Raw genomic sequence first — 23,553 nt, 5'->3', positions numbered from 1 at the left:
GAATATCACTCTTTGATATTGTAAGTGAATGATAAGTTAGCTCAACTCAGTTAACAACCGTGAAATGGTGCGAATACCATGCCCCTTTGCCCCAGTTGCCCAAAGTGCATTACCAGATTTTTGATAAGAGCCAGACATATCGAAATGCAGCCAGTTTTTTTCTGCGTTATCAACAAAGTGAGCTAAGAAAGCTGCAGCAGTAGATGCGCCGGCCATGCCCTCGCCTGAAGAAACATTGGCAATATCAGCAAAGCTAGAGCCAATTTGCCCTTTGTGGAAAGGTTCTAAGGGCAGAGGCCAAGCTTTTTCCTGCTCCTGTTTAGCAGCTTGTAAGGCTTGGTGAACCAACTCATCATCAAAGCCAAACACTGCATTGTAGTCGCGACCTAAAGCCATTTTAGCTGCACCCGTTAAGGTAGCTGCATCGATAATAACTTGAGGCTTCTGCTCACTAGCGGCAATTAAACCATCAGCTAATACCAAGCGACCTTCTGCATCAGTGTTAAGCACTTCTACCGTAACACCATTTTTGTAAGTAATGACGTCGCCCAGCTTGTAAGCTTCTCCCGAAACCATGTTCTCGGCGCAACACAAATACAGTTTCACACGTTTGTTTAAGCCGTTAGCAATTGCTAAACCTAAACCTCCAGTAACCGTGGCAGCGCCCCCCATGTCGCTTTTCATGATTGACATGCCGTCGGAAGGCTTAAGGCTATAACCGCCTGAGTCAAAGGTAATACCTTTACCTACTAGGGCTACGGCCACTGGCTCGTCTGGGTTTCCACTAGGATTAAAATCTAACTGCAACATCGCTGGTGCTTGGCTGCTCCCCTTGCCCACCTGATAAGTCCCTACCCAGCCTTGTTCCAGTAAATCTTCTCCAGAGATAATCTCATAAGAAACATGTTCCGGAGATAAACCACTTAAGAAGCTCGCTGCAGATTCACATAAAGTTTGGGGGTAAATAGCGGCCGGACCAAGATTAATCGTTTTACGTGTCCAATCAGCAGCAGACTTAAGAGCGTCAAAACGCTGCTGGTCAGCATCACTTAGTACCACTACATCTAATTGGTTATCTTGTTTAGCGTTGTAATAACCTTGATAGAAAGCCCAGCATGCTTCTAAATCCCAGCTATCGCCAATAAAAGAAAGGTGCTTTAGGCCTTGCGCATCTAATTTTCGGCCGGCTTTTTGAATATCTTGAAGGCGGGCTACGCCTTCAGAATTGATATGAATATTAACTTGGTTAGCTTCAAAGCTAACTAAGGCATTTTGGCCCCATTGAGCAGCGGCAGGTTTGGCGCATAAAACTAGATCCATAACGGCGGTCATCAATACTTCCTCATTTGAGTAATCGACAACGAGCCCTTGGAACTTAGTCTAGTTCATCCATCCAGGCTAAAATAATTGCTTCCAAAATGCGCTCGTTGCTGTGCTGTGGGTCATCGTCAAAATCATCTAACTGACAAACCCATTGGTGTAAGTCGGTAAACCGAACTTGCTTAGGATCTTGCTCTGGAAATTGCTCGGCCAGTTCTATTGCTATTTGCTCAACATCTATCCAACGCAACCCCATCAGCCTATTCCTTAATGTTGTTCAGACACCATATTAATAGTGTATTTAGGAATTTCTACCACTAAGTCTTCATCGCTTACCATTGCTTGGCAACCTAAACGAGACTCGGGTTCCAAACCCCAGGCTTTGTCTAGCATATCGTCTTCTAGCTCATCGCTTTCTTCAAGCGAATCAAAGCCTTCGCGAACAATTACGTGACAGGTAGTACAAGCACAAGATTTTTCACAAGCGTGCTCAATGTCGATACCTTCGCGCAAGGCAACATCCAATACGCTCTCACCTTGTTTTGCTTCTACTACTGAGCCTTCAGGACATAAGTCCTCATTAGGCAAGAAAATCACTTTAGGCATCTTAAATCCTATCTACTTGCTGGCCCCTTAGGGCTTGTTTAATGGAATCATCCATTCGCCTTGCGGCAAAATCTTGACTGATACTGTCTAAATATTTAATGGCTTGCTCTATCTCTGAAACAGAGTCACCTTCGGCAATAGCTTGTAATTGCTGCATGGCTTGTTCAATGCCAAGACGCTCTTCATCTTGCAGCAAACGTTCGCCACTTTCGACTAATGCAGCACTCATATCTTCAATGAATCGAGCGGCTTCAACTTGTTGCTCACGCAACATGCGCATAGTGACATCATGTTTAGCATTGGTGATGGAGTCTTTAAGCATTCTTGCCACTTCTTCATCGGCTAAGCCATAAGAAGGTTTGACCTCAACAGACGATTGCACCCCAGTTGATTTTTCCATCGCTGTAACTGATAACAAACCATCGGCATCCACTTGGAAGGTAACTCGAATATGAGCGGCACCAGCTGCTAAAGGAGGAATACCTTTTAGCGCAAATTTAGCCAAAGAGCGGCAATCATCTACTAGTTCGCGTTCACCTTGTACCGCACGAATCGCCATTGCTGTTTGGCCGTCTTTAAACGTCGTAAATTCTTGGGCTCGAGCAACCGGAATAGTGGTATTGCGTGGAATAACTTTTTCGACCAAGCCTCCCATTGTCTCAATACCTAGAGAAAGAGGCGTAACATCAAGCAATAACAGCTCGCCATCTTTTTTGTTCCCCACCAAAGTGTCAGCTTGAATGGCTGCACCAATCGCAACAACTTGGTCAGGATCAATGTTAGTTAAAGGCTGCTTGTCAAAAAAGTTCGCGACGTCGCTACGCACTTTTGGCACTCTAGTAGAACCGCCAACCATAACTACATTGTTAACATCTTCTAGCTCTACTTCAGCGTCACGTAAAGCGCGGCGACAAGCGCGAATAGTGCGCTTAACCAAGCTTTCAATGAGGCTATCGAATAACTCGCGGCTAATGCTGCCCTGCCAATTAATACCGTCAATATCCAAATTGATATTGGCACTGTCTTGATCAGTCAAGGCTACTTTAACTTGATTGGCTATGCGTGATAATTCGCGCTGTAACTGGGCAGAACGCACTCCACTGACTTGCGCTTGTTCGGCTATCCACTCAACTAAAGCATCATCAAAGTCATCACCACCTAGAGCAGAATCTCCACCCGTGGCTAGTACTTGAAATACACCTTTAGATAAACGCAGGATGGAGATATCAAAGGTACCACCACCTAAATCATAAATCGCGATTACGCCTTCGTCACCACTATCTAATCCATAAGCAATAGCCGCAGCTGTCGGTTCATTAAGTAAACGCAGTACATGTAAACCGGCGAGCTGAGCAGCATCTTTGGTGCCTTGGCGCTGTGCGTCATCAAAGTATGCAGGCACAGTAATAACCACGCCATCGGGTTCACCTTGTAATGACTCTTCAGCTCTCGCTGCTAAACTTTTTAAAATTTCAGCAGAAACTTGAATAGGATTAACATCGCCCGCTACTGTTTGAATATGCGGGGTTTTAGCATCACTAAAGTTATAGGGAAACAGTTCACGGTCTATATCTGCGCTATCTTTGCCTAATAAACGTTTAACCGAGGTAATGGTGTTATGAGGATCAGTAACCGCTTGTGCTTTTGCTAACTTGCCAACTTCTACGCCATCTTTGTGATAGCGAACCACCGAAGGAAGCAAGGTATCACCGCTATGATCGGCCAAAGTAACGGCTTTGCCGCTACGTACAGTTGCAACCAAAGAGTTAGTGGTACCTAAATCGATACCTACAGCCAGTTTATGTTGGTGAGGAACAGCCGATTGCCCAGGCTCTGCTATTTGTAGTAATGCCATATAGATTAGTAATCTAAAATTTTCTCTTCAAGTTGAAGCAGCTGCTGTTGCAGGCGTGCATAGAATTTGAGTTTGCGAACATCGTCTGCTGCTTGCTCAAAATTTTGTTCATTGTAGGCTTTTTCAAAGCTTGAGCTCAAGTCGCTTCGTTGCCGCTTCAATAACCTTGAGAAGTTATCAATAGCGTCTTCAGGATCGGCTGCATGCTCTATTTCAGCCAATTGCTCCCTTAACTCCATTTGACTCATCAAGAAGGCAACGTCGTTGATAGTTTGCTGTTCGCCTCCAAGCTCTAAACCTTGCAAACTTAATAAGTATTGCGCTCGGCTAAGAGGGTCTTTCAGCGTTTGATAAGCGTCGTTGATTTGCGCAGCTTTTTGCATCACTTGAGCCTGGCGCTCGCTAGACTCAGCAGCAAAATTATCGGGATGGTATTGTTGTTGCAGCTCTCTGTAGCTATCAGCTAAACCATTTAGATCTAGCTGATAAGACGGAAGTAGAGAGAATAACTCAAAATGATTCATAGCGTGTTCCATTTAAACGCTAAAGCTCTCTCCACAACCACATTCGCCATTTACGTTAGGGTTGTTAAATACAAAGCCTTCGTTCAAACCTTCTTTAACAAAGTCTAATTCAGTGCCATCGATGTAAAGTAAGCTTTTCTCATCAACGATGACATTTACACCGTGGCTTTCAAATACTTTGTCGTCTTCAGCTAATTGGTCTACAAACTCCAAAATATAAGCCATGCCCGAACAGCCAGAGGTTTTTACCCCTAGGCGCACGCCAGTGCCCGCGCCTCGGTTGTTCAGAAATTGACTTACATGTGTTGCTGCAGCTTCAGTTAGTGATACAGCCATGATGGCTCCTTAAATCTACTACGCGTTTTTCTTTTTGTAATCAGCAATGGCGGCTTTAATGGCATCTTCTGCCAAAATTGAGCAGTGAATCTTCACTGGCGGCAAGGCTAATTCTTCAGCAATATCGGTATTTTTAAGCGCTTGAGCTTCGTCTAAACTCTTACCTTTAACCCACTCGGTAACCAGTGAGCTAGACGCAATTGCTGAACCACAACCGTAAGTTTTGAAACGAGCGTCTTCAATCACGCCCTCGTCGCTTACTTTAAGTTGTAACTTCATCACATCACCACAAGCTGGTGCTCCCACCATACCGGTGCCAATGTGGCTATCATCTTTATCTTCGAAAGCGCCAACGTTACGCGGGTTTTCGTAATGATCAATTACTTTTTCACTATAAGCCATGATATCTCTCCAAATCCGTTATTTTTAATACTTAGTGGTGTGCCCACTCAACCTGGCTGAGGTCTACGCCGTCTTTAAACATGTCCCAAAGTGGAGACATTTCGCGGAGTCGGCCAATACCTTCGTTAATCACTTTAACTGCGTAATCGATTTCTTCTTCAGTAGTGAAACGGCCAAAAGAGAAACGAATAGAACTGTGTGCGAGTTCGTCATCTAAGCCTAGTGCGCGCAGAACATACGACGGCTCTAAGCTTGCAGACGTACACGCGGAACCTGATGAAACGGCTAAATCTTTAAGCGCCATTATCAATGACTCACCTTCAACATACGCAAAGCTCACATTTAAGTTAGCCACTACACGTTGCTCAAAGTCGCCGTTTACATAGGTTTCTTCAATATCTTTAATGCCTGCCCAAAAGCGGTCACGTAAAGCGCGAATGTGCTCGTTATCTTTTGCCATATCTTGTTTCGCAATAGCAAAGGCTTCACCCATTCCAACAATTTGGTGAGTAGGTAAAGTACCAGAACGCATTCCACGCTCATGGCCACCGCCATGTACTTGCGCTTCTAGGCGAATACGTGGCTTACGTTGCACGTACAAAGCACCAATACCTTTTGGCCCGTAAACCTTGTGTGCTGAGAAAGACATCATATCTACAGGAAGCTCTTGAAGATCGATCTCAACTTTACCTGCGCTTTGTGCCGCATCAACGTGGAACAAAATTTTACGAGAGCGACATAACTCGCCAATCGCTTTAATGTCTTGGATTACGCCAATTTCGTTGTTCACATGCATGATAGATACAAGAACCGTATCTTCACGTAATGCTTCGGTTAAGGTCTCTAGGCTGATAACACCGTTACTTTCTGGGTCTAAATAAGTCACTTCGTAACCTTCTCGCTCTAATTGGCGACAAGTATCTAGCACAGCTTTGTGCTCAGTTTTACACGTGATGATGTGCTTACCCTTTTTATTGTAAAAGTGAGCAGCACCCTTAATAGCAAGGTTATTTGATTCTGTAGCACCCGAGGTAAATACGATTTCACGTGGGTCAGCATTTACTAGGTCAGCAATTTGGTTGCGGGCAATATCTACAGCTTCTTCTGCTTGCCAGCCAAAACGGTGTGAACGTGAAGCAGGGTTACCGTAAATACCATCTACGCTAAGGTATTGCATCATCTTTTCAGCAACCCGAGGGTCAACAGGAGTGGTTGCTGAATAATCAAGATAAATTGGTAATTTCATTAAAGTTCTCCGTTACTACTCGGCGAAAGCGAGCGTCATAAACTAATTTGTATCGTGTTGTTATCAACGTGCTGAAGTTGGTCTTGATTATGCGCTACATTAACAATTTGTCGCTCACGCATTAAGCCACCCAAGCTTATGTTATCTAAGAAGTCGGCGATTCTTTCACTTAAGTCATTCCACAATGAATGAGTAAGACAAGGCTTGCCGCCTCGGCAGTCTGCAGAACCATGACAACGTGTTGCATCAATCGACTCATCAACAGCGTGAATCACCATTCCAACTGCAATATCATCAGCGTCCATACCTAGGCGATATCCGCCGCCAGGGCCACGCACGCTAGTTACCAAGCCATGTTTACGTAATTTTGAAAACAGCTGCTCTAAATAAGACAACGAAATACCTTGTCGCTCAGAAATGTCAGCTAAAGAGACCGGCCCTTCTTCCATATGAAGAGCAACATCTAACATCGCTGTAACTGCGTAGCGTCCCTTAGAAGTTAAGCGCATATCAAACCTATATTTTCCCGTGAACTTGGTCACAATCTTTCCATACCCTAGTAATTTAGTCAAGTATAAAACCTACTAAATTAGTCAGGTTTATTTTTCAGGTTTGGAAATATGCTTATCAAAAGAAGTTAAAATGCCACGCATTACATTAAGCTCTTGTTTTTCCATACGAATACGGTTGAACATTCGTCGTACTTTTTCCATTACTTTGCCCGGGTGTGGCTTGATGATAAAACCTGAGTCGGCAATAGACTGTTCAAAATGCTGATAAAAACGCTCTAAATCGTCGGCGTGAGGATAATCTTCGGGAGCAGCTTCCGGGTGTGTGTTTTGCTGGTCTAAAAATGCCATACGCACTTCGTAGCATAATAGCTGAACAGCCATTGCTAAGTTTAGCGAACTATATTCGGGGTTAGCAGGTACACAAACGTGATAATGGCATTGCTGTAACTCTGGGTTGTTTAAACCACTGCTCTCACGACCGAACACAATAGCTACTTTACCCTGCTGGGCCTCTGCCGCGAGTTTAACGCCGGCTTCGCGCCCATCAACCATCGGCCAATCTAAAGTTCGAGAACGGGCACTGGCGCCAATAACTAGCTGACAGTCTGCAACTGCTTCCGATAACTCTGAGACAATTGTGGTCCCACCAAGCACATCCGACGCACCAGCAGATAGCGCAACTGACTTACCATCAATCTCAGCTTCTGGAGCTACCAAGCACAAATCGCTAATTCCCATGGTTTTCATTGCTCTGGCTGCAGAGCCAATATTGCCACTATGACTAGTGCCAACTAAAACCACTCGAACATTTTCCAACATTACTTTTACTTCACCCTAAATTTGTTGCGCGGGATTGTAACATAGCCATAGCCTTAGCAGCTAGATTGGAAAAAGTTTATATGGAGTGCCTATAATCAATTGTGTTTGTTTTTAGTTTTCCCTATAATCCGGCGGTTATTTTATGTTCTTTCTACAAATTGGTGGTAATTCATGCATGCTATGCTAAACATTGCGATTCGCGCTGCGCGAAACGCAGGTAAGGTCGTAACTCAAGCTTACGAGCAGTTAGATAAAGTTGAAGCGACAACAAAAGGCGCTAACGACTACGTAACTAATGTTGATAAAGCCGCTGAGAAAAGCATTATCGACACCATTCAAAACGCTTTCCCAGATCACTCTTTTATTGGTGAAGAAAGTGGCTTAACAGCTGGCAAGGATGATGAATATCAATGGGTGATAGACCCATTGGATGGAACCACCAATTTTATCAAAGGTATTCCTCACTTCTCTATCTCTATCGCATTACGCGTTCGAGGGAAAACAGAGCATGGTGTGATTTACGACCCTCTTCGTAATGAGTTATTTGCTGCTTCACGCGGTAAAGGCGCGCAATTAAACGGTTACCGTTTACGTGTTACTAAAGCTAAAGATTTAGAAGGCACACTAATTGGTACCGGCTTCCCGTTCAAACGCAAACACTACATGGACAGCTATCTAGCAATGTTCGGAGCAATCTTTGCTGAGTGTGGAGACATGCGCCGTGCTGGTTCTGCCGCTTTAGATTTAGCCTATGTAGCCGCTGGTCGTTTAGACGGTTTCTTTGAATTGAACTTGAAGCCTTGGGACATCGCAGCAGGTGAACTAATTGCTCGCGAAGCAGGTGCCATTGTTACAGACTTTAGCGGCAACACAGATTTCTACCAAAGTGGAAATGTTGTATGTGCAAACCCTAAAGTACTAAAACACATGTTATCTACAATTCGTCCGCATTTAACGGATGCAATTAAAGCTTAATAAAATTAGGCAGAAACAACTTAAAGCGGGCACTGCCCGCTTTATTTTTGTCTTTAAGACCACTATATTATAAATAGACACCATATTAGGATGTATTTATGAGATTGCTACCTCTACTGCTTCTGCTGATAGGCGCTTATGCAAACGCCGCTAACTTAAGCCAACAACAAATAGACAACTGGTTTGAAGCGAGCAAAATGCTTAAACCAATTGTTGAAAAAATCGAAGAAGAAAACACATTAGAAGAAGTAGAAAACCCTAGCGAGTTAGCTGAACAGATGGTTCTTCAGCTCAATCAAAGTGCTTATGCTAACGAAGTGAAACAAGTATTAGATAAATACAACTTAGACTTAGAGCACTGGGCAGCAACTACCGAGCAAGTAATATTTGCTATCTTGGCCGTTAATTTAGAAGAATATAAACCACAGCTTGAAGTCTACGAGAACATGAAACAACAGTTGTTAGATAACCCCGAGCTATCGGCTGAACAGAAACAACAACTGTTGGAATCATTCGAAATCGGTGACCAATGGTTTACCCAACTGCAATCTGTGCCACAAAGTGACATAGATCTTATAGCGCCTCAAGTATCAAAAATTAGCCAAGAACTAGGCTGGGAATTTGATACTAATTAGCACCTAAATCGAAGCTATCAGAACCTAATTCAGCTCGCTCTAGTTGTAGCTCTAAAAACGCGATGCGCTTGGCAAACTCGCCTAACAGCGCATCCTTTATTTTTAGTAACTCAAGCATTGGCGTGGGCTCTCGCCACTCTGGATAGTCGCCTTTAGCTTCGGCTTGCTGAAAAGCCTGCTCGGCCTCAAGCTGGTCAAAAAAGTAATAGGTATTTTCGGCAATATCAAAAGCGTAAATAGTTGGGTTAACTTGGTCAGTCATCTTTTTATGCGCCTTCTAAGGGGTAGCCCGCTTCATTCCAGCCACGGATCCCACCATCCATAGATATCACATTGGTATAACCCATCTTCACCAAATTATCGGCGCTTAATGCAGAGCGAAAACCACCACCACAGTAGATCACAATCATAGTGTCTAAATCTGGGAGCAGCGTTTCTACATCACGCTCCATTACCCCTCGCCCCATATACTTGGCATTTGGAATACGGCTTTTTTGCCATTCATCTTGTTCCCGGTTGTCAATCAAGGTGAATGCTAAACCTTGTTCTAGCCATTGTTTAACTTGGTGCACATCGCACTCTTTAATACGGCTGCGGCAATCGTCAACCAACGCTAAGAATCGAGGGTTATGGGCCATTGTGTTTTCTCCTTAACAACAAAAAACCCGCCGAAGCGGGTTTAGATAATTATGCGATAGGGTCCTGGTCGGCACCTTCTTTCTCTTCGATTTCTTTGGGCATAAAGTCTTCTTTCTTAATGCCTAAGTACAATGCCAGCGTACTAGCGACGTAAATAGAAGAGTGAGTACCAATGAATACACCAAACAATAAAGCCGTAGCAAAGTTGTGAATCAACTCACCACCCAACATGAACAATGATACAAGTACCATGATGGTGGTTAACGAGGTAACAATTGTACGGTTAAAGGTTTGAGTTAAAGAAACATCGATAATTTCTTCAGGGTCGCCTTTGCGTAACTTACGGAAGTTTTCCCTGATCCTATCAGATACAACAATGGTATCGTTCAAGGAGTAACCTACTACGGTTAACAGCGCGGCAATAACCGTAAGATCAAACTCTAACTGTAATAGTGAGAACAAACCTAAGGTTGCCACTACGTCGTGAGCCAAAGCTAACACCGCACCCAAAGCCATTCGCCATTCAAAGCGCATTGCCACATACAGCAAGATACAGCCCAGAGCGGCAATAATAGCTAAGCCACCCTGCTCTGCTAACTCTTTACCTACCGTTGGGCCTACGTACTCAATACGGCGCATTTCAACATCAGAATCCACTTCACTACGAAGCAAACCCATAATGCTGTCACCTAAGTGTTGGCTATCAATTCCTTCTCGCGGCATCATGCGCAACAATACTTGGGTTTGAGAACCAAAGTATTGTGCAACGATATCAGGGTAACCATTGTTGCCCATCACTTCGCGCACTTCTGTAAGATCAGCGGCCTGAGAAAACTCAACTTCAATCAAGGTACCGCCAGTAAAGTCGAGACCCCAATTGATTTTGTTAATCGCTAAGCTAGCTACCGAAGCCACCATAAGCAAAACAGTAAACCAAATAAATGGTTTGCGGTGCGACATGAAGCGCACGGTGCCTTTTGGTCTAAATAAATAAAACACGTCGTAGCTCCTAGATAGACAACTTGTCTATTTTCTTACCGCCCCATACCCAGTTAACAATTACACGGGTACCTACAATAGCAGTGAACATAGATGTTGCAATACCAATCGCTAGCGTCACAGCAAAGCCTTTTACAGCGCCAGTACCAATTGCGAAAAGAATCAACGCAGTGATAAAGGTAGTGATGTTAGCATCAGAAATCGTTGAAAGTGCGTTGCTATAACCGTAGTGAATTGCTTGTTGAGGGCTGCGGCCGTCGTTTAGCTCTTCACGAATACGCTCAAAGATAAGCACATTAGCATCAACCGCCATACCAACGGTGAGTACAATACCCGCCATACCCGGTAAGGTTAAGGTAGCACCAGGAATCATCGACATTACGCCAATAATTACCCCTACGTTTGCAATCAAAGCAAAGTTAGCCACCAAGCCAAACTTACGGTAGTAAATAGGCATAAATACTAATAATGCTAATAAGCCAACCACAATCGCCATGAAGCCTTTATCAATGTTGTCTTGACCAAGGCTTGGGCCAACAGTACGTTCTTCAACAATTTGAATAGGCGCAATCAACGCACCAGCACGTAAAAGTAGCGCTAGGTTTTGTGCTTCTGCAGGAGAGTCAATACCAGTAATTCGGAAACTACGACCAAGGCGCGATTGAATGGTAGCAACGTTAATTACTTCCTCTTGACGCTCTAGAATAGTTTTACCTTCACTGTCTTTATTGCCAGTAGGTTTGTACTCAATGAATAAAGTCGCCATTGATTGGCCAACATTATCTTTAGTGAAGGCAGCCATTTTGCTACCACCTTGACTATCAAGGCTAATGTTAACCTGCGGACGGCTGTACTCATCAAAACCCGACTGTGCACCCACGATGTGGTCACCGGTTAAGATAACTTGGTTACGCAATACTACTGGCGAGCCATCAACGCGTTTTGCGAGTTGAGAACCAGGAGGCACTCGGCCTGCGGCTGCATCGCGCACATCAGCGTCGGTATTTACCATTCTAAATTCAAGAGTAGCGGTTGCACCTAAAATTTCTTTGGCACGTGCAGTGTCTTGAACACCAGGTAATTGCACCACAATACGCTCGGAACCTTGTCGCTGTACCTGTGGCTCAGCAACACCTAACTCATTTACCCGGTTACGGATAATGGTAATGTTTTGCTGCAGCGCATACTCACGAGTTTCTTTTAGCTTCTCATCAGTCATTTTAGCGCTAAGACGGAATTGGTCGCCTTGGCTAGCATCACTGAATTGGTATTCATTGTATTTGCGGTCTAAAAAGCTAATGGCTTTATCTAGGGTGGCTTCGTCACGAAAACGAACTACCACAGAATCGCCTTGCGCTCTCACCCCAGCATAACGCAGTTTTTCTTCACGTAAGTCGCTTCGAAAATCTTGAATCATACCTTCTTGGGCTTTACTGATTGCGGCATCCATATCCACTTCCATTAAGAAGTGCACACCACCACGTAAGTCCAAACCAAGTTTAAGCGGGCCCGCACCGATGGCGTCTAACCAACCAGGCGTTGCTGGTGCAAGGTTTAATGCAACGATGTAATCGTCGCCCAATAAATCGTGTAAGAGGCTTTTTACTTTAAGTTGGTCAGCATCGTTACGTAAACGTACTAAGGCTAAACCATCTTCAAAGGCAACAGAGCGAAAGTCGATAGACTGCTCTGTGAGGAAGTTGCGAATCTCGTCTAGTTGGGCCAGCTCTACTTGAGCGCCCCGAGTGCCAGACACTTGTACTGCAGGATCCTCACCGTACAAGTTTGGCGTGGCGTAAAGAAAGCCGATGGCAATCACAGCGATTACCATCAGGTTCTTCCACCAAGGGTATCTATTTAACAAAATCTTATCCCTAGTGACCGAATAGCTACTATAGCGACTTCAGCGTGCCCTTTGGCAATACCGCTGATACAAAGTCCTTTTTAAGCGTAACAGTGGTGTCATCGCTTAGGCTCAATTGGAAGTAGTCATTTTCATCAGAAATCTTGATGATTTTACCTACCAAGCCACCAGTGGTGAGTACTTCATCACCCTTAGACAATGAAGACATCAGATTCTTATGCTCTTTAACACGCTTAGACTGCGGACGGTAAATCATAAAGTAGAAAATTACCGCGAAAATCACCATCATGAAAATTAGTTCCATGCCGCCACCAGCAGGTGCCGCTGCACCGCCTTCTGCGTATGCTGGAGAAATAAATAAGCTCATTGTTACCCTCATTAAAAAAATTAAAAACTTAAGATAATCTATACAACTACCTTATTAAATGGAGACAGAGCAAGCAAAAACAAGGCTTTGCTTGCTCAATCGGGCATTATTCCGCCAAAGGTGGGACTTCACGCCCCAACTTTGCGTAAAACTCTGCTACAAAATCGTCTAACTTACCGGCTGCAATTGCACCACGTAACCCTTCCATCAAGCGCTGATAGTGACGCAGGTTATGAATGGTATTCAAACGAGCGCCAAGGATTTCATTACACTTGTCTAAATGATGCAAGTAGGAACGAGAATAATTTTGACAGGTATAACAATCACACTCTTTATCCAATGTATTTGTATCTTCACGGTGGCGCGCATTGCGAATTTTAATCACCCCCTCACTAGTGAATAGGTGACCATTTCGCGCATTTCGAGTTGGCATCACACAATCGAACATATCCACGCCTCGGCGCACACCTTCAACCAGATCTTCAGGTTTACCAACACCCATTAGGTAACGTGGTTTATCTTCAGGTACTTTATGCGCCACATAATCAAGTATGCGGTGCATATCTTCTTTAGGTTCGCCAACCGCTAAACCGCCAATCGCATAACCATCAAAACCAATGTTAGTTAGGCCTTCCAACGAAACATCACGCAAGTGCTCGTAAACACCACCTTGGATAATGCCAAACAAGGCATTTTTGTTTTCCAACTCATCGTGACGCTGACGTGAGCGCGCTGCCCAACGCAAGGACATTTGCATCGACTTATCCGCTTCTTCTTCAGTAGCTGGGTAAGGCGTACATTCATCAAAAATCATCACCACGTCGGAGCCCAAATCATTTTGGATCTCCATAGATTTTTCTGGTGTTAAGAAGATTTTATCACCGTTTACCGGGTTGCGAAAATGTACGCCTTCCTCAGTAATATTGCGAATATCGCCTAGGCTAAATACTTGGAAACCGCCTGAGTCTGTAAGAATAGGACCTTGCCAGTTCATAAAATCATGCAAATCACCGTGGGCTTTCATCACTTCTTGGCCAGGGCGAAGCCACAGGTGGAAGGTATTACCCAGTAATATCTCTGCACCCGTTGCACTTACTTCTTCTGGCGTCATGCCTTTTACAGTTCCGTAAGTACCCACAGGCATAAACGCAGGGGTTTCTACTGTGCCACGTTCAAACACTAAACGGCCGCGACGAGCTTTACCGTCTTGCGCCAATAATTCATATTTCATAACTTACCTCAGATCGGAAAAACAGTCCGATTCAGATTGCTTCAAATAAGCGCTTAGATAATTGTCTAATCGCCAAAATAGGATTAACTAAGCGCCTTTACGCTCAATAAACATGGCGTCGCCATAACTAAAAAATCGGTAACGCTGCTCTATAGCCGCTTGATAAGCCTTCGTCACATTATCTTTACCGGCAAACGCCGAAATCAGCATAATCAATGTAGACTCAGGCAGGTGGAAGTTGGTAACCATGGCATCAACCAACTCAAATTGATAACCAGGATAAATAAAAATATCGGTTTCGGCCGCGTAGGCTTGTAAAGCTTGCCCCTTGGCCTTGGCATCTTTAGCCGCGCTTTCTAACGAACGAACTGAAGTGGTACCCACCGCAATCACTCTGCCACCAGCTGCTTTAGCTTTAGCGATTTTAGCCACAACATCCTCACCAGCTTCAGCGTATTCAGAATGCATTACATGCTCATCTACCGACTCAACTTTCACCGGCTGAAAAGTACCAGCACCAACATGCAAGGTAACAAAGGCAATATCTGCACCCTTATCTTGGATTTGTTGCATCAAAGCGTCATCAAAGTGCAAGCCCGCCGTTGGCGCTGCAACAGCACCGGGCTTTTCATTGTAAACCGTTTGGTAACGCTCCTTATCGGCATTTTCATCGGGCCTGTCAATATAGGGAGGTAATGGCATGTGGCCGTAGGCTTCAAGCAGTTCTAGCACTGTTCGCTGGTCATCAAAAAGTAATTCGAACAAGGCATCATGGCGAGCTAGCATAGTAGCGTCAAATGCATCAGCCAAGCGCAGGGCCGAACCGGGTTTAGGCGATTTGGAGCAACGAACATGCGCAAGCACTCGATGTTCATCTAAAACACGCTCAATCAGCACTTCAAGTTTTCCGCCACTGGCTTTTTGACCGAATAAACGCGCAGGAATAACCCGAGTATTGTTAAAAACCAATAAATCGTTAGCTTGGATATGGTTTAGTAGGTCTGGAAACTGCTGATGTTGTAGCTCACCAGTATTGCCATTAAGACACAATAAACGACTATCACGACGTTGCTGTTTTGGATAACGAGCGATTAACTCATCGGGGAGTTCAAAAGAAAAATCGGCAACACGCATTAGGCTAAAAACTCTGTGGGCTATTCAATAATAAACAAGGCCGCAATTTTAGTGATTGCGGCCTGTAATAGCAAGGATTAGCGCTTGAAATGCTGTGCTTTGCTAGGCCGCCGCAATAGCCACAACGGCAAGCCCAAAATCAATAGCCACCAACTGGCGCCACCACCGCTTGACGAGGGAGTATCCGCTATACTGCAATTTAAGCTGCTATCGCCAGCAATACTGGCTGTATCGGTGATCCAAGTACAAACTGTGCCTATATCGGTATACACGCCTGCACTGCCTTGGCAAGATAGATTCCCCCAACTTACCAAGCCTAATAAACGATGTTGTTCCTGCTCTTCAATAAAAACCGGACCACCGCTATCACCAGAACAGGCGTCTTGGTTAGTACCATAGGCACAAAACATTTGCTCGGTAATTGAAGAAGCCGACCACTCATCTTCGCAACGGCTCTCGCTTATCAAACTCAGGTTACCTTGCTGTAACACGTCTGGATAAATTGGATTCAAAGGGTCAGTATTGGTTCGCCCAAAGCCAACCACCTGCATAAAGCCACCAATATTGAGCGCATCGGTCACCTTATTGGCATTAAGAATAACCGGCGTTACGCTTTGCGCTTCTGTTAATCGTAATAGGCTAACATCATAATCAAAAGCTGGACCAGAATCGGAAGGATTAACATAGCTTGGGTGCTGATAAACCTCGCTTACTTGCAAGGCATCGGGATGTGCACTATTGGCAAACTGATAATTGCCCAACAACACTTTGACTTCTGAAGCTGCAATCGTTCGGTTTAGTCGGCTGGAGTCAAAAGTACAATGAGCGGCTGTTAACACCCAGCGTTCGCCAATTAACACTCCACCACAGCGTGATGAACCAAGAAAAACTTGAGCCATCCACGGATAATTAGCTGGTGCATCATTACCACCAACAATAAATGGGACAATATCGGATTCAGCTTTAAGCGAAGTACTTACACCCAACAAAAAGGACAAAACCACTAGCCACACTTTTGTAATCTTCATTTGCTTATTCTTCGTTGTTTTCACGAATTGTGACGTGTTCAGGATCACCCAAAAAATGCGGTTCAGCTTGCAATACATGTAAATCAATCAAGGCCTTAGTCCTCGCTAATACCTCTCGTAATCTAACCCGCCAGTGAAAAGCTTGCGGTGCATCGTCTACCACATAACCATAAGCTTCAATGCCATATTGATTAGCGATGTATAAAGCCCGTTCCACATGAAATTGCTGCGACACAATAATTATAGCCTGTTGGCCAAACACTTCTTTAGCTCTCACAATAGAATCGAAAGTACGAAACCCTGCATAATCCAAAGCAATATGCTCACGTGGCACGTTCAAACGTAGCACGTCGTTTAACATGGTTATAGGTTCATTATAATAGCGGGTAGCATTGTCGCCACTTAAGATTAGCGCCTGAACCTTATTGGTATGGTATAGCTTAGCAGCAGCTTCAACTCGAAAGGTATAATAAGTATTTAGTCGCTTACCCACATACTTACTTGTGCCCAAAACTAAAGCAACAGGCTGAGGCGGCAGTTGTTGCATATCGCGAAACCACTGCCCGGAAACTTGGCGAGAAATGTAACGGTCTACAGCCACTAGGCAAGACAGCACCACGATAACCATTAGCAACACCACGCCAAGGAATCGTTTCACCGCATGTACTCCGACCATAATCTACAATTAAAGCCATGCTAGCATAGCCAAACTTGGCAACCCAGTGACTAGGAAGGTTTTTGTTAGAAAAAAGTTTTATCAACAATACCTTGGCAAGTTTCAAAGGCTTCGTAAAGAAGCGTAAAAATAGTTTACATAAACAGATAATTTGCTAACTTAAGCCACAATTAAAGTAATGGTATTTAACATATGAACTTAACAAATAGCCCGCAGCGCTTTGGACTTTTCAGTAAACTCATTCACTGGTTGATGGCACTACTTATTTTAAGCTTAATTGCCATTGCACTTTATATGGATACCTTGCCTAGAGGGCCAGAGAAGTTTGAACTATATGACCTTCATAAAGGTTTAGGCTTAATTGCCATAGCAGCGATAGCACTACGAATTGTTTGGCATCGCGTAAGCAAAGTACCCGCTCCTATCGGCGAAGGGATAAAGCTTAAGATGGCACATCTTGGCCACATTGCTTTATATTTGCTGATGTTAGCAATGCCTATTTCTGGCTTGATTATGTCCTTGTCTGGCGGTCATGATGTGAAATTTTTTGGCTTGTTCACGATAGCGGGTTTTGCAGAAAAAAATGAATCGCTTAACGAGATTGGCTCGGCTATTCACCATTACGGCGGCCAGCTTCTCTATGTGGTGGTTGCAGTGCATGTACTCGCAGCTTTATATCACCACTTCATTCTAAAAGACGACACGCTAAAACGAATGACCTCTAAATAGAAAACACCTTTATTAGCGACTCGCAGTTAAGCCAAACAGCTTGCTGCGAGCGTCAACTAATACCAATCACACTAAGTAAGTGCCACTCGCTTACTTGCTTTAACATAAAACACTCGCCAGCCTGCCCATGTAGGCAGCTCCCAACGTTTAGGCCCCGCCTTACGACCGCCAGAAGCATAGTGAACAATCACTTGTTTTGAGCCTGCTTTATACTCAACATCCAGTTTTAAGTCTGCCAATACTAACTGTCGCGGGTAACGTTGCTCAAAGTCTTCGCGTTGCCATTGGGGGATCCCCTCAAAGACAAAATCTGTAGCTTCGATTAAACTAAAGTCCTCGGCATTTTCTACGCCTAATAAAGCCAATTGAGAACTCAACCACTCTAGAGAATCTACTTGGTCACCTTCTCCACCGCCGTGTTTCTCACCAAGGCTTACCCATAAGTTCCAAGCTGCAATATCTTGAATACAACCTAGTTGGCTAAAGCCAGACTGTTGATTGGCGAGGATCCGCTTAGCCAGCGCTTGGCGATAGTCTTCAGCACTTAAGGCCACTTTTTCACTACCTATCACCCTGCCTGCATACACTCGTTGCATGAGCTGAGAGCCATCAGCAGCAACACTGGTTTTGCTTTGTAGCTCGCCAAAGCGGTGTTTTGCTAACAAATCTACACTCACCGGCGCTAAGCACAAACCAATGTTGTTTAGCTGCTTTACTCCTCGCCCGGGTAAACTGTAGAGGTCAAACACCACTGCAGCCAATTGAGCATCATCAAATAAGCTTTCTCTGCCAACTTGCAACTCTGCGATTCCATTTCCCATCGCATTGGTGCGCTTTTCTCGCCTCACATATACCAGTTCTTTAGCCCCGACGACTAAGGCTTCTAGCAGTTTTTCGCGGCTATAGCTTTTCGCATAAGCAAGATCATCTAGAGCCATTACTGAACGTAACTGCTCAGCTAACTCCTGCGCTTGACTTAAAGCGTCTTGGTTTACTGTTAGTTCATCTGGCCAAGTTTTCCCGCGTAGCAGATCTAGTGTAATGCTCATATCACAATGTAAAGGTTGCCACTGGCTCAATACTTTTAAAGCATGTTCCGATTTTGGCTTTTGATAAAGGCTACGATTAATACTTAAGGCCGCAGCCAAGTCGAGCATAGCCTCGCGCTCCGGCCCCTTGGGGACAAGGTTGACCAGATGCGAAAAATAACTGTCAATTGGTAAGTTTAATAAGCGTTGGCCATGTTCACTTAAACAGTCTTCGGTGCGCAAAGCCTGCATTCGATTGAGCCGAACACTCGCAATGCTTAATGACTTTTCAGGCAATGCTTCAAGAAATTGAAGCTTTGCTAAAGCGTGATTACAGCTTGCCGCAAATAGCATCGGCTCTAACAACTCTTCACGCTGCAATTGTGGTGGCGTTACACTTTCTAGCGGCGCAAACTCCCCCCATAAACGGTAACAATGGCCTGCACATACTCGCCCTGCTCGGCCGCGTCGCTGCTCGGCACTGGCGCGCGACACCCGCTCTAAACTCAATACCGTTCTGCCGGCGCGTTGTTTGGTGCGCCGCTCTAGGCCAGAATCAATCACACTGGTAATTCTAGGAATGGTTAAACTGGTTTCGGCAACGTTTGTTGCAAGAATAACTCGCCTTATCCGTTGTTCGCTGCTGTTGTCTAATAGGGTTTTACGCTCTTGCGCGCTAATACTTGCGTGCAGTGGCAACACCTCAGCATCAAGCCCATTCAAGCTAGCTTGACAGGCTTGAATCTCTGCTCTGCCCGGCAAGAACACCAATATATCGCCCTCATCCTTTAGCAAAGCCTTCTCAACAGCCTGCTTAACTGATTCGGTAACTCGTCGGCTATCTGGTAGATGATGAGATTCTCGCGCTTCATAACTCACACTAACTGGGAACTCCCTCCCAGTAGTTTTGAGCACCTTCGCAGCCAAATATTCACTCAACTTATTGCCTTGCAAGGTAGCAGAAGTGACCACCACTTTAAGCGGTAAAGACTTAGCTAAAGCTAACAACAAATCAGAATCCCAACGGCGCTCATGAAATTCATCAATAATCAGCACTGCATAATCAGCAAGTTTATTTTCAGCTAACCAACGCAGGGCGATCCCGGGAGTGACAAAAGCAATATCAGTATTTTCATTAACGCTTGAGTGGAAGCGAATTGAATAACCCACCTTATGTGGCGAGCCGCTTAAAGCCAGCTGCTCAGAGACATAAGTGGATAACGCCTCACAAGCTATTCGCCGTGGTTGCACCACCAACACCTTACCCAAGTTAGCCGCCCACACCGGCAAACGGGTGGACTTGCCTGAGCCAGTGGCAGCTTCTACCACCAAATGATCATGAGCAAGTTGCTCAACAAAACGCGTTTGCAGGGAATCAATAGGTAATGATGAGGGTTTGTAGTTGCTCACGTAATATCCGATAGCTCATTTGAAACGTTGGCATATTACCCTTAAGCAAACTTTATCGCGAATACTAGCCATGTGAATCAGCTTATCTACCATCAAGAATTATTTGTACTTGCTTTCACAATTAGCCATCACCTAAGCTAACTGCTTGTGCGCTAACCCGATTAATGGACCTAACATGAATTTTTCTAAACTTGGCAGCAGTAACTTATCAGTTTCGCGAGTGTGCTTAGGCAGTATGACCTGGGGCCTACAAAATAATCAGCAAGACGCTAATCAACAGATTGATTACGCCCTAAGCCAAGGGGTTAATTTTATTGATACAGCAGAAATGTACGCCGTTCCACCTTCTCCAGATACCTACGGCAAAACCGAAGCTATTATTGGCAATTGGCTTGCGGCCAACAAGCAGAAACGTAACGATGTAATTATTGCGACTAAAATTGCCGGTGCTGGCTTGCCTTGGGTGCGTAATGGCGGCCCTATTAATGGTGAAGAAGTGGTAGCTGCAGTAGATGCCTCATTAAAGCGTTTACAAACCGACTATATTGATTTGTACCAACTGCACTGGCCTAATCGCTCCACTCCACACTTTGGTAAACACTGGCCGAACCATATTCAGCCAACCGCAATAGATGCAGCCGACCATCAAGCGCAGATGCTAGACATCCTGCAAGGTTTGCAGCGCTGTGTAGAAGCCGGAAAAATTCGTCACTGCGGTTTATCTGATGATACGCCTTGGGGTATTAATACCTACCTAAAGCTGAGTGAACAACATAACTTGCCACGTATGGTGTCAATTCAAAACGAGTTTAGCTTGTTGCACGCTAAAGATTGGCCCTATTTAATTGAGAATTGTGTGCAAGAGGATATTGCCTACTTGCCTTGGTCTCCGCTGGCTGGGGGGATGCTTAGTGGTAAATATGCCAACGGCGCTCGCCCAGAAGGCAGCCGCTGGACCTTTATGCAACGCAACGGAATTTTCCGTGATACTGAACTTGCTCACCAAGCGGTTGCAGCCTATGCCGACCTAGCTTCGCACTATGGCTATACGCCTGCGCAATTGGCCTTAGCTTGGTGTGACCAAGTAGACGGAGTAAGCTCTACCATTATTGGTGCCACCAGCATGCAGCAGTTAGAAGAAGACATTGCCGCATTTGCTATGCCTTTAAGTGAGAAGGCAATGGCCGACATTGGCGAAGTATTTAAACGCTACCCAGCACCTTACTAGGGTTTAAGTCCACCATTTGTCGTGATTAATGGTGGACTACTTTTGTTCTTCAGCTTGCTGATTTTGCTCTGCCAACTTGGCCATGTTTTTAGTCATACCCCAGAGTAACCAGCCATGCCAAGGCGCAAAAAAGTACCAATATACAAGGCCCCAAAAACCGGCCGGATGCCAATACAAAGCCACTTCCAGTTGGTGTTTATTTTCACTCAAAGGCTCGATACTAATTTGCATACCGCCGCCCCCGGGCGCTTTCATACCAAAGCGCATTACTAAACATTCATCTTCTTCAACACTCAAGATGGTCCAAGAATCGACTCGCTCTCCTACCCGTAGCGTTCGATAATCACTGCGCCCGTGTTCTCTGCCTTTTCCTCCAACAGCAAAATCCATCCATTCGCGCATAGCCCACAGCACATCGAGATAAAAGTAACGATGCTTACCCCCTAGTAGATTTATTACTCGCCAGATATTTGCTGCAGAGGCATTCACCGTGACGGTTTTTTTTGCCGCTTTGGCATAAAAACCATGCAATGAGGAAAAGTTTCTGAAGGTCGGCACGCCATCTTGCCAGCGCTTAGGGTAAGTATGTACTTGCCCCTCTTCAAATACCTGCGCAATGGCATCATCAATCGACATTAATTTTTGAGGAATTAAGCCACGTAACACGTCTGGTTTTGCCTCTAGCTGCTCAGCTAATCCAGCAATTAAAGCCTTAGCCAAACTTTGTGGCACAGAGGTTATTAAACCTAAAACGGTGCAAGCAAGCTTAATTGGAAGACCTGGTAGCACCATAATTTTAATCGACTTATTTAAATGCTTAGCTATGCGTAACATAAGCTGTCGATAGCTTAACCATTCTGGGCCTGCAGCATCTAAAACCATCCCGGCCGTTTCTGGCATATTGGCGAGTTTAACCAAGTAATGGAGCACGTTTTCCAAGGCTATTGGCGGGGCTTTCGTTTCAATGGCTTTAGGTACAAATGCTAAAGGCATATGCCCCACCAAGTCGCGCATCACCTCAAAAGCTGCTGAACCCGGTGTAATAATAATGCCAGCGCGCAGCTCGGTAACTGCAACGCCGCTTGAGGCCAAAGCTTCACCAGTCGCTATACGTGCGAGCATGTGCTCAGACTTAGGCTTAACCGACACTAAGCTGCCCATATAAATAATACGCTGGACCTTGGCCGTAGCTGCTGCATCTGCCAGGTTTTTGGCGGCAATAGCTTCTAGTTCGCTATGTGCCTGACCATCACTCATGCCATGCATTAGGTAATACACAAGATCAATGTCTTCCAGTGCATCTGGCAGGCTACTAGGCTCCAGCAAATCTAAGGTAAATCGCGGACAACTTAACTCTGGCCAAGGCACTGGTTTATTAGGATCGCGCGAACTAACACTCACATGATGACCAGCACCAACCAAAGCCGGCACCAGCTTTCGGCCAATAGTACCCAATGCTCCAATAACCAGTATTCGCATTAAACAACCCTAATCTACTGTTAATACCAATCGTACTAAGTAACTGTTCATTCTATCTGGTTAAAATACTCGATAACTGCGTTAGAATTTTTGATTGTAGAATAACTACTTATCGAAAAATTCTGCCTTATTCTCGAGCATTTTTCCTGCGATATTTCTGATCCCTTACTTAGTGTGATTGGTATAAATTTGTTAACTACAGCCTAGCTGAATTTTCTCACAATTTAAGAGAAGTTTTTCTAAGCAACTAAAATAACAGTATTTTCTAGCTGGATTATGAAGGTTAACTAACAAGGCTTGGAGGCTGCAACTTGCAACAGTTTAATGCTTATTGATGCACACCAAAATTATAGCGGATTAGCTATTCCGTCTTACTTAACCTGAGCTCTGGATAAAGAAGTGACGATAACTCTGCAACCCAGTACTTAATCTAGCTTCATGTTTCTAGCGAAATAGTTTTGCTTAGTTCAAGGCGAAGCTGCGCGCCAATAGCTAGCCTATTGCAAGTAGC

General features: G+C 44.7%; 25 protein-coding genes. 4 read left to right on the top strand and 21 right to left on the bottom strand.

Annotation, left to right across the window (positions count from 1 at the left end; genetic code table 11):
• Positions 1–36: 36 nt before the first annotated feature.
• The 10 genes from pepB to trmJ all read right to left on the bottom strand — a co-directional run bounded on the left by pepB (position 37) and on the right by trmJ (position 7,620).
• The gene (pepB, locus tag LQZ07_RS09610) at positions 37–1,332 is read right to left on the bottom strand and encodes an aminopeptidase PepB (protein WP_152779313.1); all 1,296 of its coding nucleotides are present in this window, start codon (positions 1,330–1,332) and stop codon (positions 37–39) included.
• A gap of 43 nt (positions 1,333–1,375) precedes the next feature.
• A complete protein-coding gene (gene iscX, locus LQZ07_RS09605) occupies positions 1,376–1,576 on the bottom strand; it encodes a Fe-S cluster assembly protein IscX (RefSeq protein WP_016401231.1) in 201 nt (66 codons plus the stop codon).
• Between the two features lie 11 nt (positions 1,577–1,587).
• Complete coding sequence (gene fdx, locus LQZ07_RS09600) at positions 1,588–1,926, bottom strand: ISC system 2Fe-2S type ferredoxin (RefSeq protein ID WP_016401232.1); 339 nt, start codon at positions 1,924–1,926, stop codon at positions 1,588–1,590.
• A gap of 1 nt (position 1,927) precedes the next feature.
• Positions 1,928–3,781: a Fe-S protein assembly chaperone HscA gene (hscA, locus tag LQZ07_RS09595; RefSeq protein WP_152779315.1), complete on the bottom strand. Its 1,854-nt coding sequence runs from the start codon at positions 3,779–3,781 to the stop codon at positions 1,928–1,930.
• 5 nt (positions 3,782–3,786) lie between these two features.
• Positions 3,787–4,305: a co-chaperone HscB gene (gene hscB, locus LQZ07_RS09590; protein ID WP_016401234.1), complete on the bottom strand. Its 519-nt coding sequence runs from the start codon at positions 4,303–4,305 to the stop codon at positions 3,787–3,789.
• Between the two features lie 12 nt (positions 4,306–4,317).
• The gene (gene iscA / locus LQZ07_RS09585) at positions 4,318–4,641 is read right to left on the bottom strand and encodes an iron-sulfur cluster assembly protein IscA (RefSeq protein WP_016401235.1); all 324 of its coding nucleotides are present in this window, start codon (positions 4,639–4,641) and stop codon (positions 4,318–4,320) included.
• 18 nt (positions 4,642–4,659) lie between these two features.
• Complete coding sequence (gene iscU / locus LQZ07_RS09580) at positions 4,660–5,043, bottom strand: Fe-S cluster assembly scaffold IscU (RefSeq protein ID WP_016401236.1); 384 nt, start codon at positions 5,041–5,043, stop codon at positions 4,660–4,662.
• A gap of 31 nt (positions 5,044–5,074) precedes the next feature.
• Positions 5,075–6,289 carry an IscS subfamily cysteine desulfurase gene (locus LQZ07_RS09575; protein WP_016401237.1) on the bottom strand — a complete coding sequence of 405 codons (1,215 nt, stop codon included), beginning with the start codon at positions 6,287–6,289 and terminating at the stop codon, positions 5,075–5,077.
• Positions 6,290–6,324: 35 nt separating this feature from the next.
• On the bottom strand, positions 6,325–6,798 hold the full coding sequence (gene iscR / locus LQZ07_RS09570; protein ID WP_152780720.1) for a Fe-S cluster assembly transcriptional regulator IscR: 474 nt from the start codon (positions 6,796–6,798) through the stop codon (positions 6,325–6,327).
• Between the two features lie 90 nt (positions 6,799–6,888).
• Positions 6,889–7,620, bottom strand: coding sequence for a tRNA (cytosine(32)/uridine(32)-2'-O)-methyltransferase TrmJ (gene trmJ, locus LQZ07_RS09565; protein ID WP_016401239.1), 732 nt, complete (start codon positions 7,618–7,620; stop codon positions 6,889–6,891).
• Positions 7,621–7,791: 171 nt separating this feature from the next.
• Here trmJ and suhB point away from each other — a divergent pair, with 171 nt between their 5' ends.
• Positions 7,792–8,595, top strand: a complete 804-nt coding sequence (gene suhB / locus LQZ07_RS09560; protein WP_016401240.1) for an inositol-1-monophosphatase — start codon at positions 7,792–7,794, stop codon at positions 8,593–8,595.
• A 98-nt stretch (positions 8,596–8,693) separates the two neighbouring features.
• A complete protein-coding gene (locus LQZ07_RS09555) occupies positions 8,694–9,230 on the top strand; it encodes a hypothetical protein (protein ID WP_152779317.1) in 537 nt (178 codons plus the stop codon).
• Here LQZ07_RS09555 and LQZ07_RS09550 read toward each other — a convergent pair.
• From LQZ07_RS09550 to LQZ07_RS09510, 9 genes are all read right to left on the bottom strand, one after another.
• Positions 9,223–9,492 (bottom strand): hypothetical protein, encoded by a 270-nt coding sequence (locus tag LQZ07_RS09550; protein WP_016401242.1) that lies wholly within the window; start codon positions 9,490–9,492, stop codon positions 9,223–9,225. The genes LQZ07_RS09555 and LQZ07_RS09550 overlap by 8 nt on opposite strands.
• Before the next feature lie 4 nt (positions 9,493–9,496).
• A complete protein-coding gene (locus tag LQZ07_RS09545) occupies positions 9,497–9,868 on the bottom strand; it encodes a rhodanese-like domain-containing protein (RefSeq protein WP_016401243.1) in 372 nt (123 codons plus the stop codon).
• A 49-nt stretch (positions 9,869–9,917) separates the two neighbouring features.
• Entirely contained in the window at positions 9,918–10,868 is a 951-nt protein-coding gene (secF, locus tag LQZ07_RS09540) for a protein translocase subunit SecF (protein WP_016401244.1), read from the bottom strand.
• A gap of 10 nt (positions 10,869–10,878) precedes the next feature.
• A complete protein-coding gene (gene secD, locus LQZ07_RS09535; protein WP_152779319.1) occupies positions 10,879–12,732 on the bottom strand; it encodes a protein translocase subunit SecD in 1,854 nt (617 codons plus the stop codon).
• A 28-nt stretch (positions 12,733–12,760) separates the two neighbouring features.
• Entirely contained in the window at positions 12,761–13,099 is a 339-nt protein-coding gene (gene yajC / locus LQZ07_RS09530) for a preprotein translocase subunit YajC (protein ID WP_016401246.1), read from the bottom strand.
• A gap of 106 nt (positions 13,100–13,205) precedes the next feature.
• The gene (gene tgt / locus LQZ07_RS09525; RefSeq protein WP_152779321.1) at positions 13,206–14,330 is read right to left on the bottom strand and encodes a tRNA guanosine(34) transglycosylase Tgt; all 1,125 of its coding nucleotides are present in this window, start codon (positions 14,328–14,330) and stop codon (positions 13,206–13,208) included.
• A gap of 87 nt (positions 14,331–14,417) precedes the next feature.
• A complete protein-coding gene (queA, locus tag LQZ07_RS09520) occupies positions 14,418–15,464 on the bottom strand; it encodes a tRNA preQ1(34) S-adenosylmethionine ribosyltransferase-isomerase QueA (protein WP_152779323.1) in 1,047 nt (348 codons plus the stop codon).
• 77 nt (positions 15,465–15,541) lie between these two features.
• The gene (locus tag LQZ07_RS09515; protein ID WP_194164043.1) at positions 15,542–16,492 is read right to left on the bottom strand and encodes a trypsin-like serine protease; all 951 of its coding nucleotides are present in this window, start codon (positions 16,490–16,492) and stop codon (positions 15,542–15,544) included.
• Between the two features lie 4 nt (positions 16,493–16,496).
• On the bottom strand, positions 16,497–17,150 hold the full coding sequence (locus LQZ07_RS09510; protein WP_249483617.1) for a vancomycin high temperature exclusion protein: 654 nt from the start codon (positions 17,148–17,150) through the stop codon (positions 16,497–16,499).
• A 210-nt stretch (positions 17,151–17,360) separates the two neighbouring features.
• Here LQZ07_RS09510 and LQZ07_RS09505 point away from each other — a divergent pair, with 210 nt between their 5' ends.
• Positions 17,361–17,897 carry a cytochrome b gene (locus tag LQZ07_RS09505; protein WP_152779327.1) on the top strand — a complete coding sequence of 179 codons (537 nt, stop codon included), beginning with the start codon at positions 17,361–17,363 and terminating at the stop codon, positions 17,895–17,897.
• Between the two features lie 71 nt (positions 17,898–17,968).
• Here LQZ07_RS09505 and LQZ07_RS09500 read toward each other — a convergent pair whose 3' ends face one another.
• A complete protein-coding gene (locus LQZ07_RS09500) occupies positions 17,969–20,335 on the bottom strand; it encodes a helicase-related protein (protein ID WP_249483616.1) in 2,367 nt (788 codons plus the stop codon).
• 175 nt (positions 20,336–20,510) lie between these two features.
• Here LQZ07_RS09500 and LQZ07_RS09495 point away from each other — a divergent pair, with 175 nt between their 5' ends.
• Positions 20,511–21,563, top strand: coding sequence for an aldo/keto reductase (locus LQZ07_RS09495; RefSeq protein ID WP_152779328.1), 1,053 nt, complete (start codon positions 20,511–20,513; stop codon positions 21,561–21,563).
• 36 nt (positions 21,564–21,599) lie between these two features.
• Here the strand turns inward: LQZ07_RS09495 and LQZ07_RS09490 are convergent, their stop codons facing one another.
• Positions 21,600–23,042, bottom strand: a complete 1,443-nt coding sequence (locus tag LQZ07_RS09490; protein ID WP_152779330.1) for a DUF2867 domain-containing protein — start codon at positions 23,040–23,042, stop codon at positions 21,600–21,602.
• Between the last annotated feature and the right edge of the window lie 511 nt (positions 23,043–23,553).

It is taken from the genome of Agarivorans sp. B2Z047 (assembly GCF_023373605.1).
Classification (GTDB): domain Bacteria; phylum Pseudomonadota; class Gammaproteobacteria; order Enterobacterales; family Celerinatantimonadaceae; genus Agarivorans; species Agarivorans albus.
This window is presented reverse-complemented; position numbering and strand designations above follow the sequence as displayed.

Coding starts and splice junctions, on each gene's coding strand:
- pepB (WP_152779313.1), bottom strand. CDS start 1,332: ATGACCGCCGTTATGGATCTAGTTTTATGCGCCAAACCTGCCGCTGCT.
- iscX (WP_016401231.1), bottom strand. CDS start 1,576: ATGGGGTTGCGTTGGATAGATGTTGAGCAAATAGCAATAGAACTGGCC.
- fdx (WP_016401232.1), bottom strand. CDS start 1,926: ATGCCTAAAGTGATTTTCTTGCCTAATGAGGACTTATGTCCTGAAGGC.
- hscA (WP_152779315.1), bottom strand. CDS start 3,781: ATGGCATTACTACAAATAGCAGAGCCTGGGCAATCGGCTGTTCCTCAC.
- hscB (WP_016401234.1), bottom strand. CDS start 4,305: ATGAATCATTTTGAGTTATTCTCTCTACTTCCGTCTTATCAGCTAGAT.
- iscA (WP_016401235.1), bottom strand. CDS start 4,641: ATGGCTGTATCACTAACTGAAGCTGCAGCAACACATGTAAGTCAATTT.
- iscU (WP_016401236.1), bottom strand. CDS start 5,043: ATGGCTTATAGTGAAAAAGTAATTGATCATTACGAAAACCCGCGTAAC.
- LQZ07_RS09575 (WP_016401237.1), bottom strand. CDS start 6,289: ATGAAATTACCAATTTATCTTGATTATTCAGCAACCACTCCTGTTGAC.
- iscR (WP_152780720.1), bottom strand. CDS start 6,798: ATGCGCTTAACTTCTAAGGGACGCTACGCAGTTACAGCGATGTTAGAT.
- trmJ (WP_016401239.1), bottom strand. CDS start 7,620: ATGTTGGAAAATGTTCGAGTGGTTTTAGTTGGCACTAGTCATAGTGGC.
- suhB (WP_016401240.1), top strand. CDS start 7,792: ATGCATGCTATGCTAAACATTGCGATTCGCGCTGCGCGAAACGCAGGT.
- LQZ07_RS09555 (WP_152779317.1), top strand. CDS start 8,694: ATGAGATTGCTACCTCTACTGCTTCTGCTGATAGGCGCTTATGCAAAC.
- LQZ07_RS09550 (WP_016401242.1), bottom strand. CDS start 9,492: ATGACTGACCAAGTTAACCCAACTATTTACGCTTTTGATATTGCCGAA.
- LQZ07_RS09545 (WP_016401243.1), bottom strand. CDS start 9,868: ATGGCCCATAACCCTCGATTCTTAGCGTTGGTTGACGATTGCCGCAGC.
- yajC (WP_016401246.1), bottom strand. CDS start 13,099: ATGAGCTTATTTATTTCTCCAGCATACGCAGAAGGCGGTGCAGCGGCA.
- tgt (WP_152779321.1), bottom strand. CDS start 14,330: ATGAAATATGAATTATTGGCGCAAGACGGTAAAGCTCGTCGCGGCCGT.
- queA (WP_152779323.1), bottom strand. CDS start 15,464: ATGCGTGTTGCCGATTTTTCTTTTGAACTCCCCGATGAGTTAATCGCT.
- LQZ07_RS09515 (WP_194164043.1), bottom strand. CDS start 16,492: ATGAAGATTACAAAAGTGTGGCTAGTGGTTTTGTCCTTTTTGTTGGGT.
- LQZ07_RS09505 (WP_152779327.1), top strand. CDS start 17,361: ATGAACTTAACAAATAGCCCGCAGCGCTTTGGACTTTTCAGTAAACTC.
- LQZ07_RS09495 (WP_152779328.1), top strand. CDS start 20,511: ATGAATTTTTCTAAACTTGGCAGCAGTAACTTATCAGTTTCGCGAGTG.
- LQZ07_RS09490 (WP_152779330.1), bottom strand. CDS start 23,042: ATGCGAATACTGGTTATTGGAGCATTGGGTACTATTGGCCGAAAGCTG.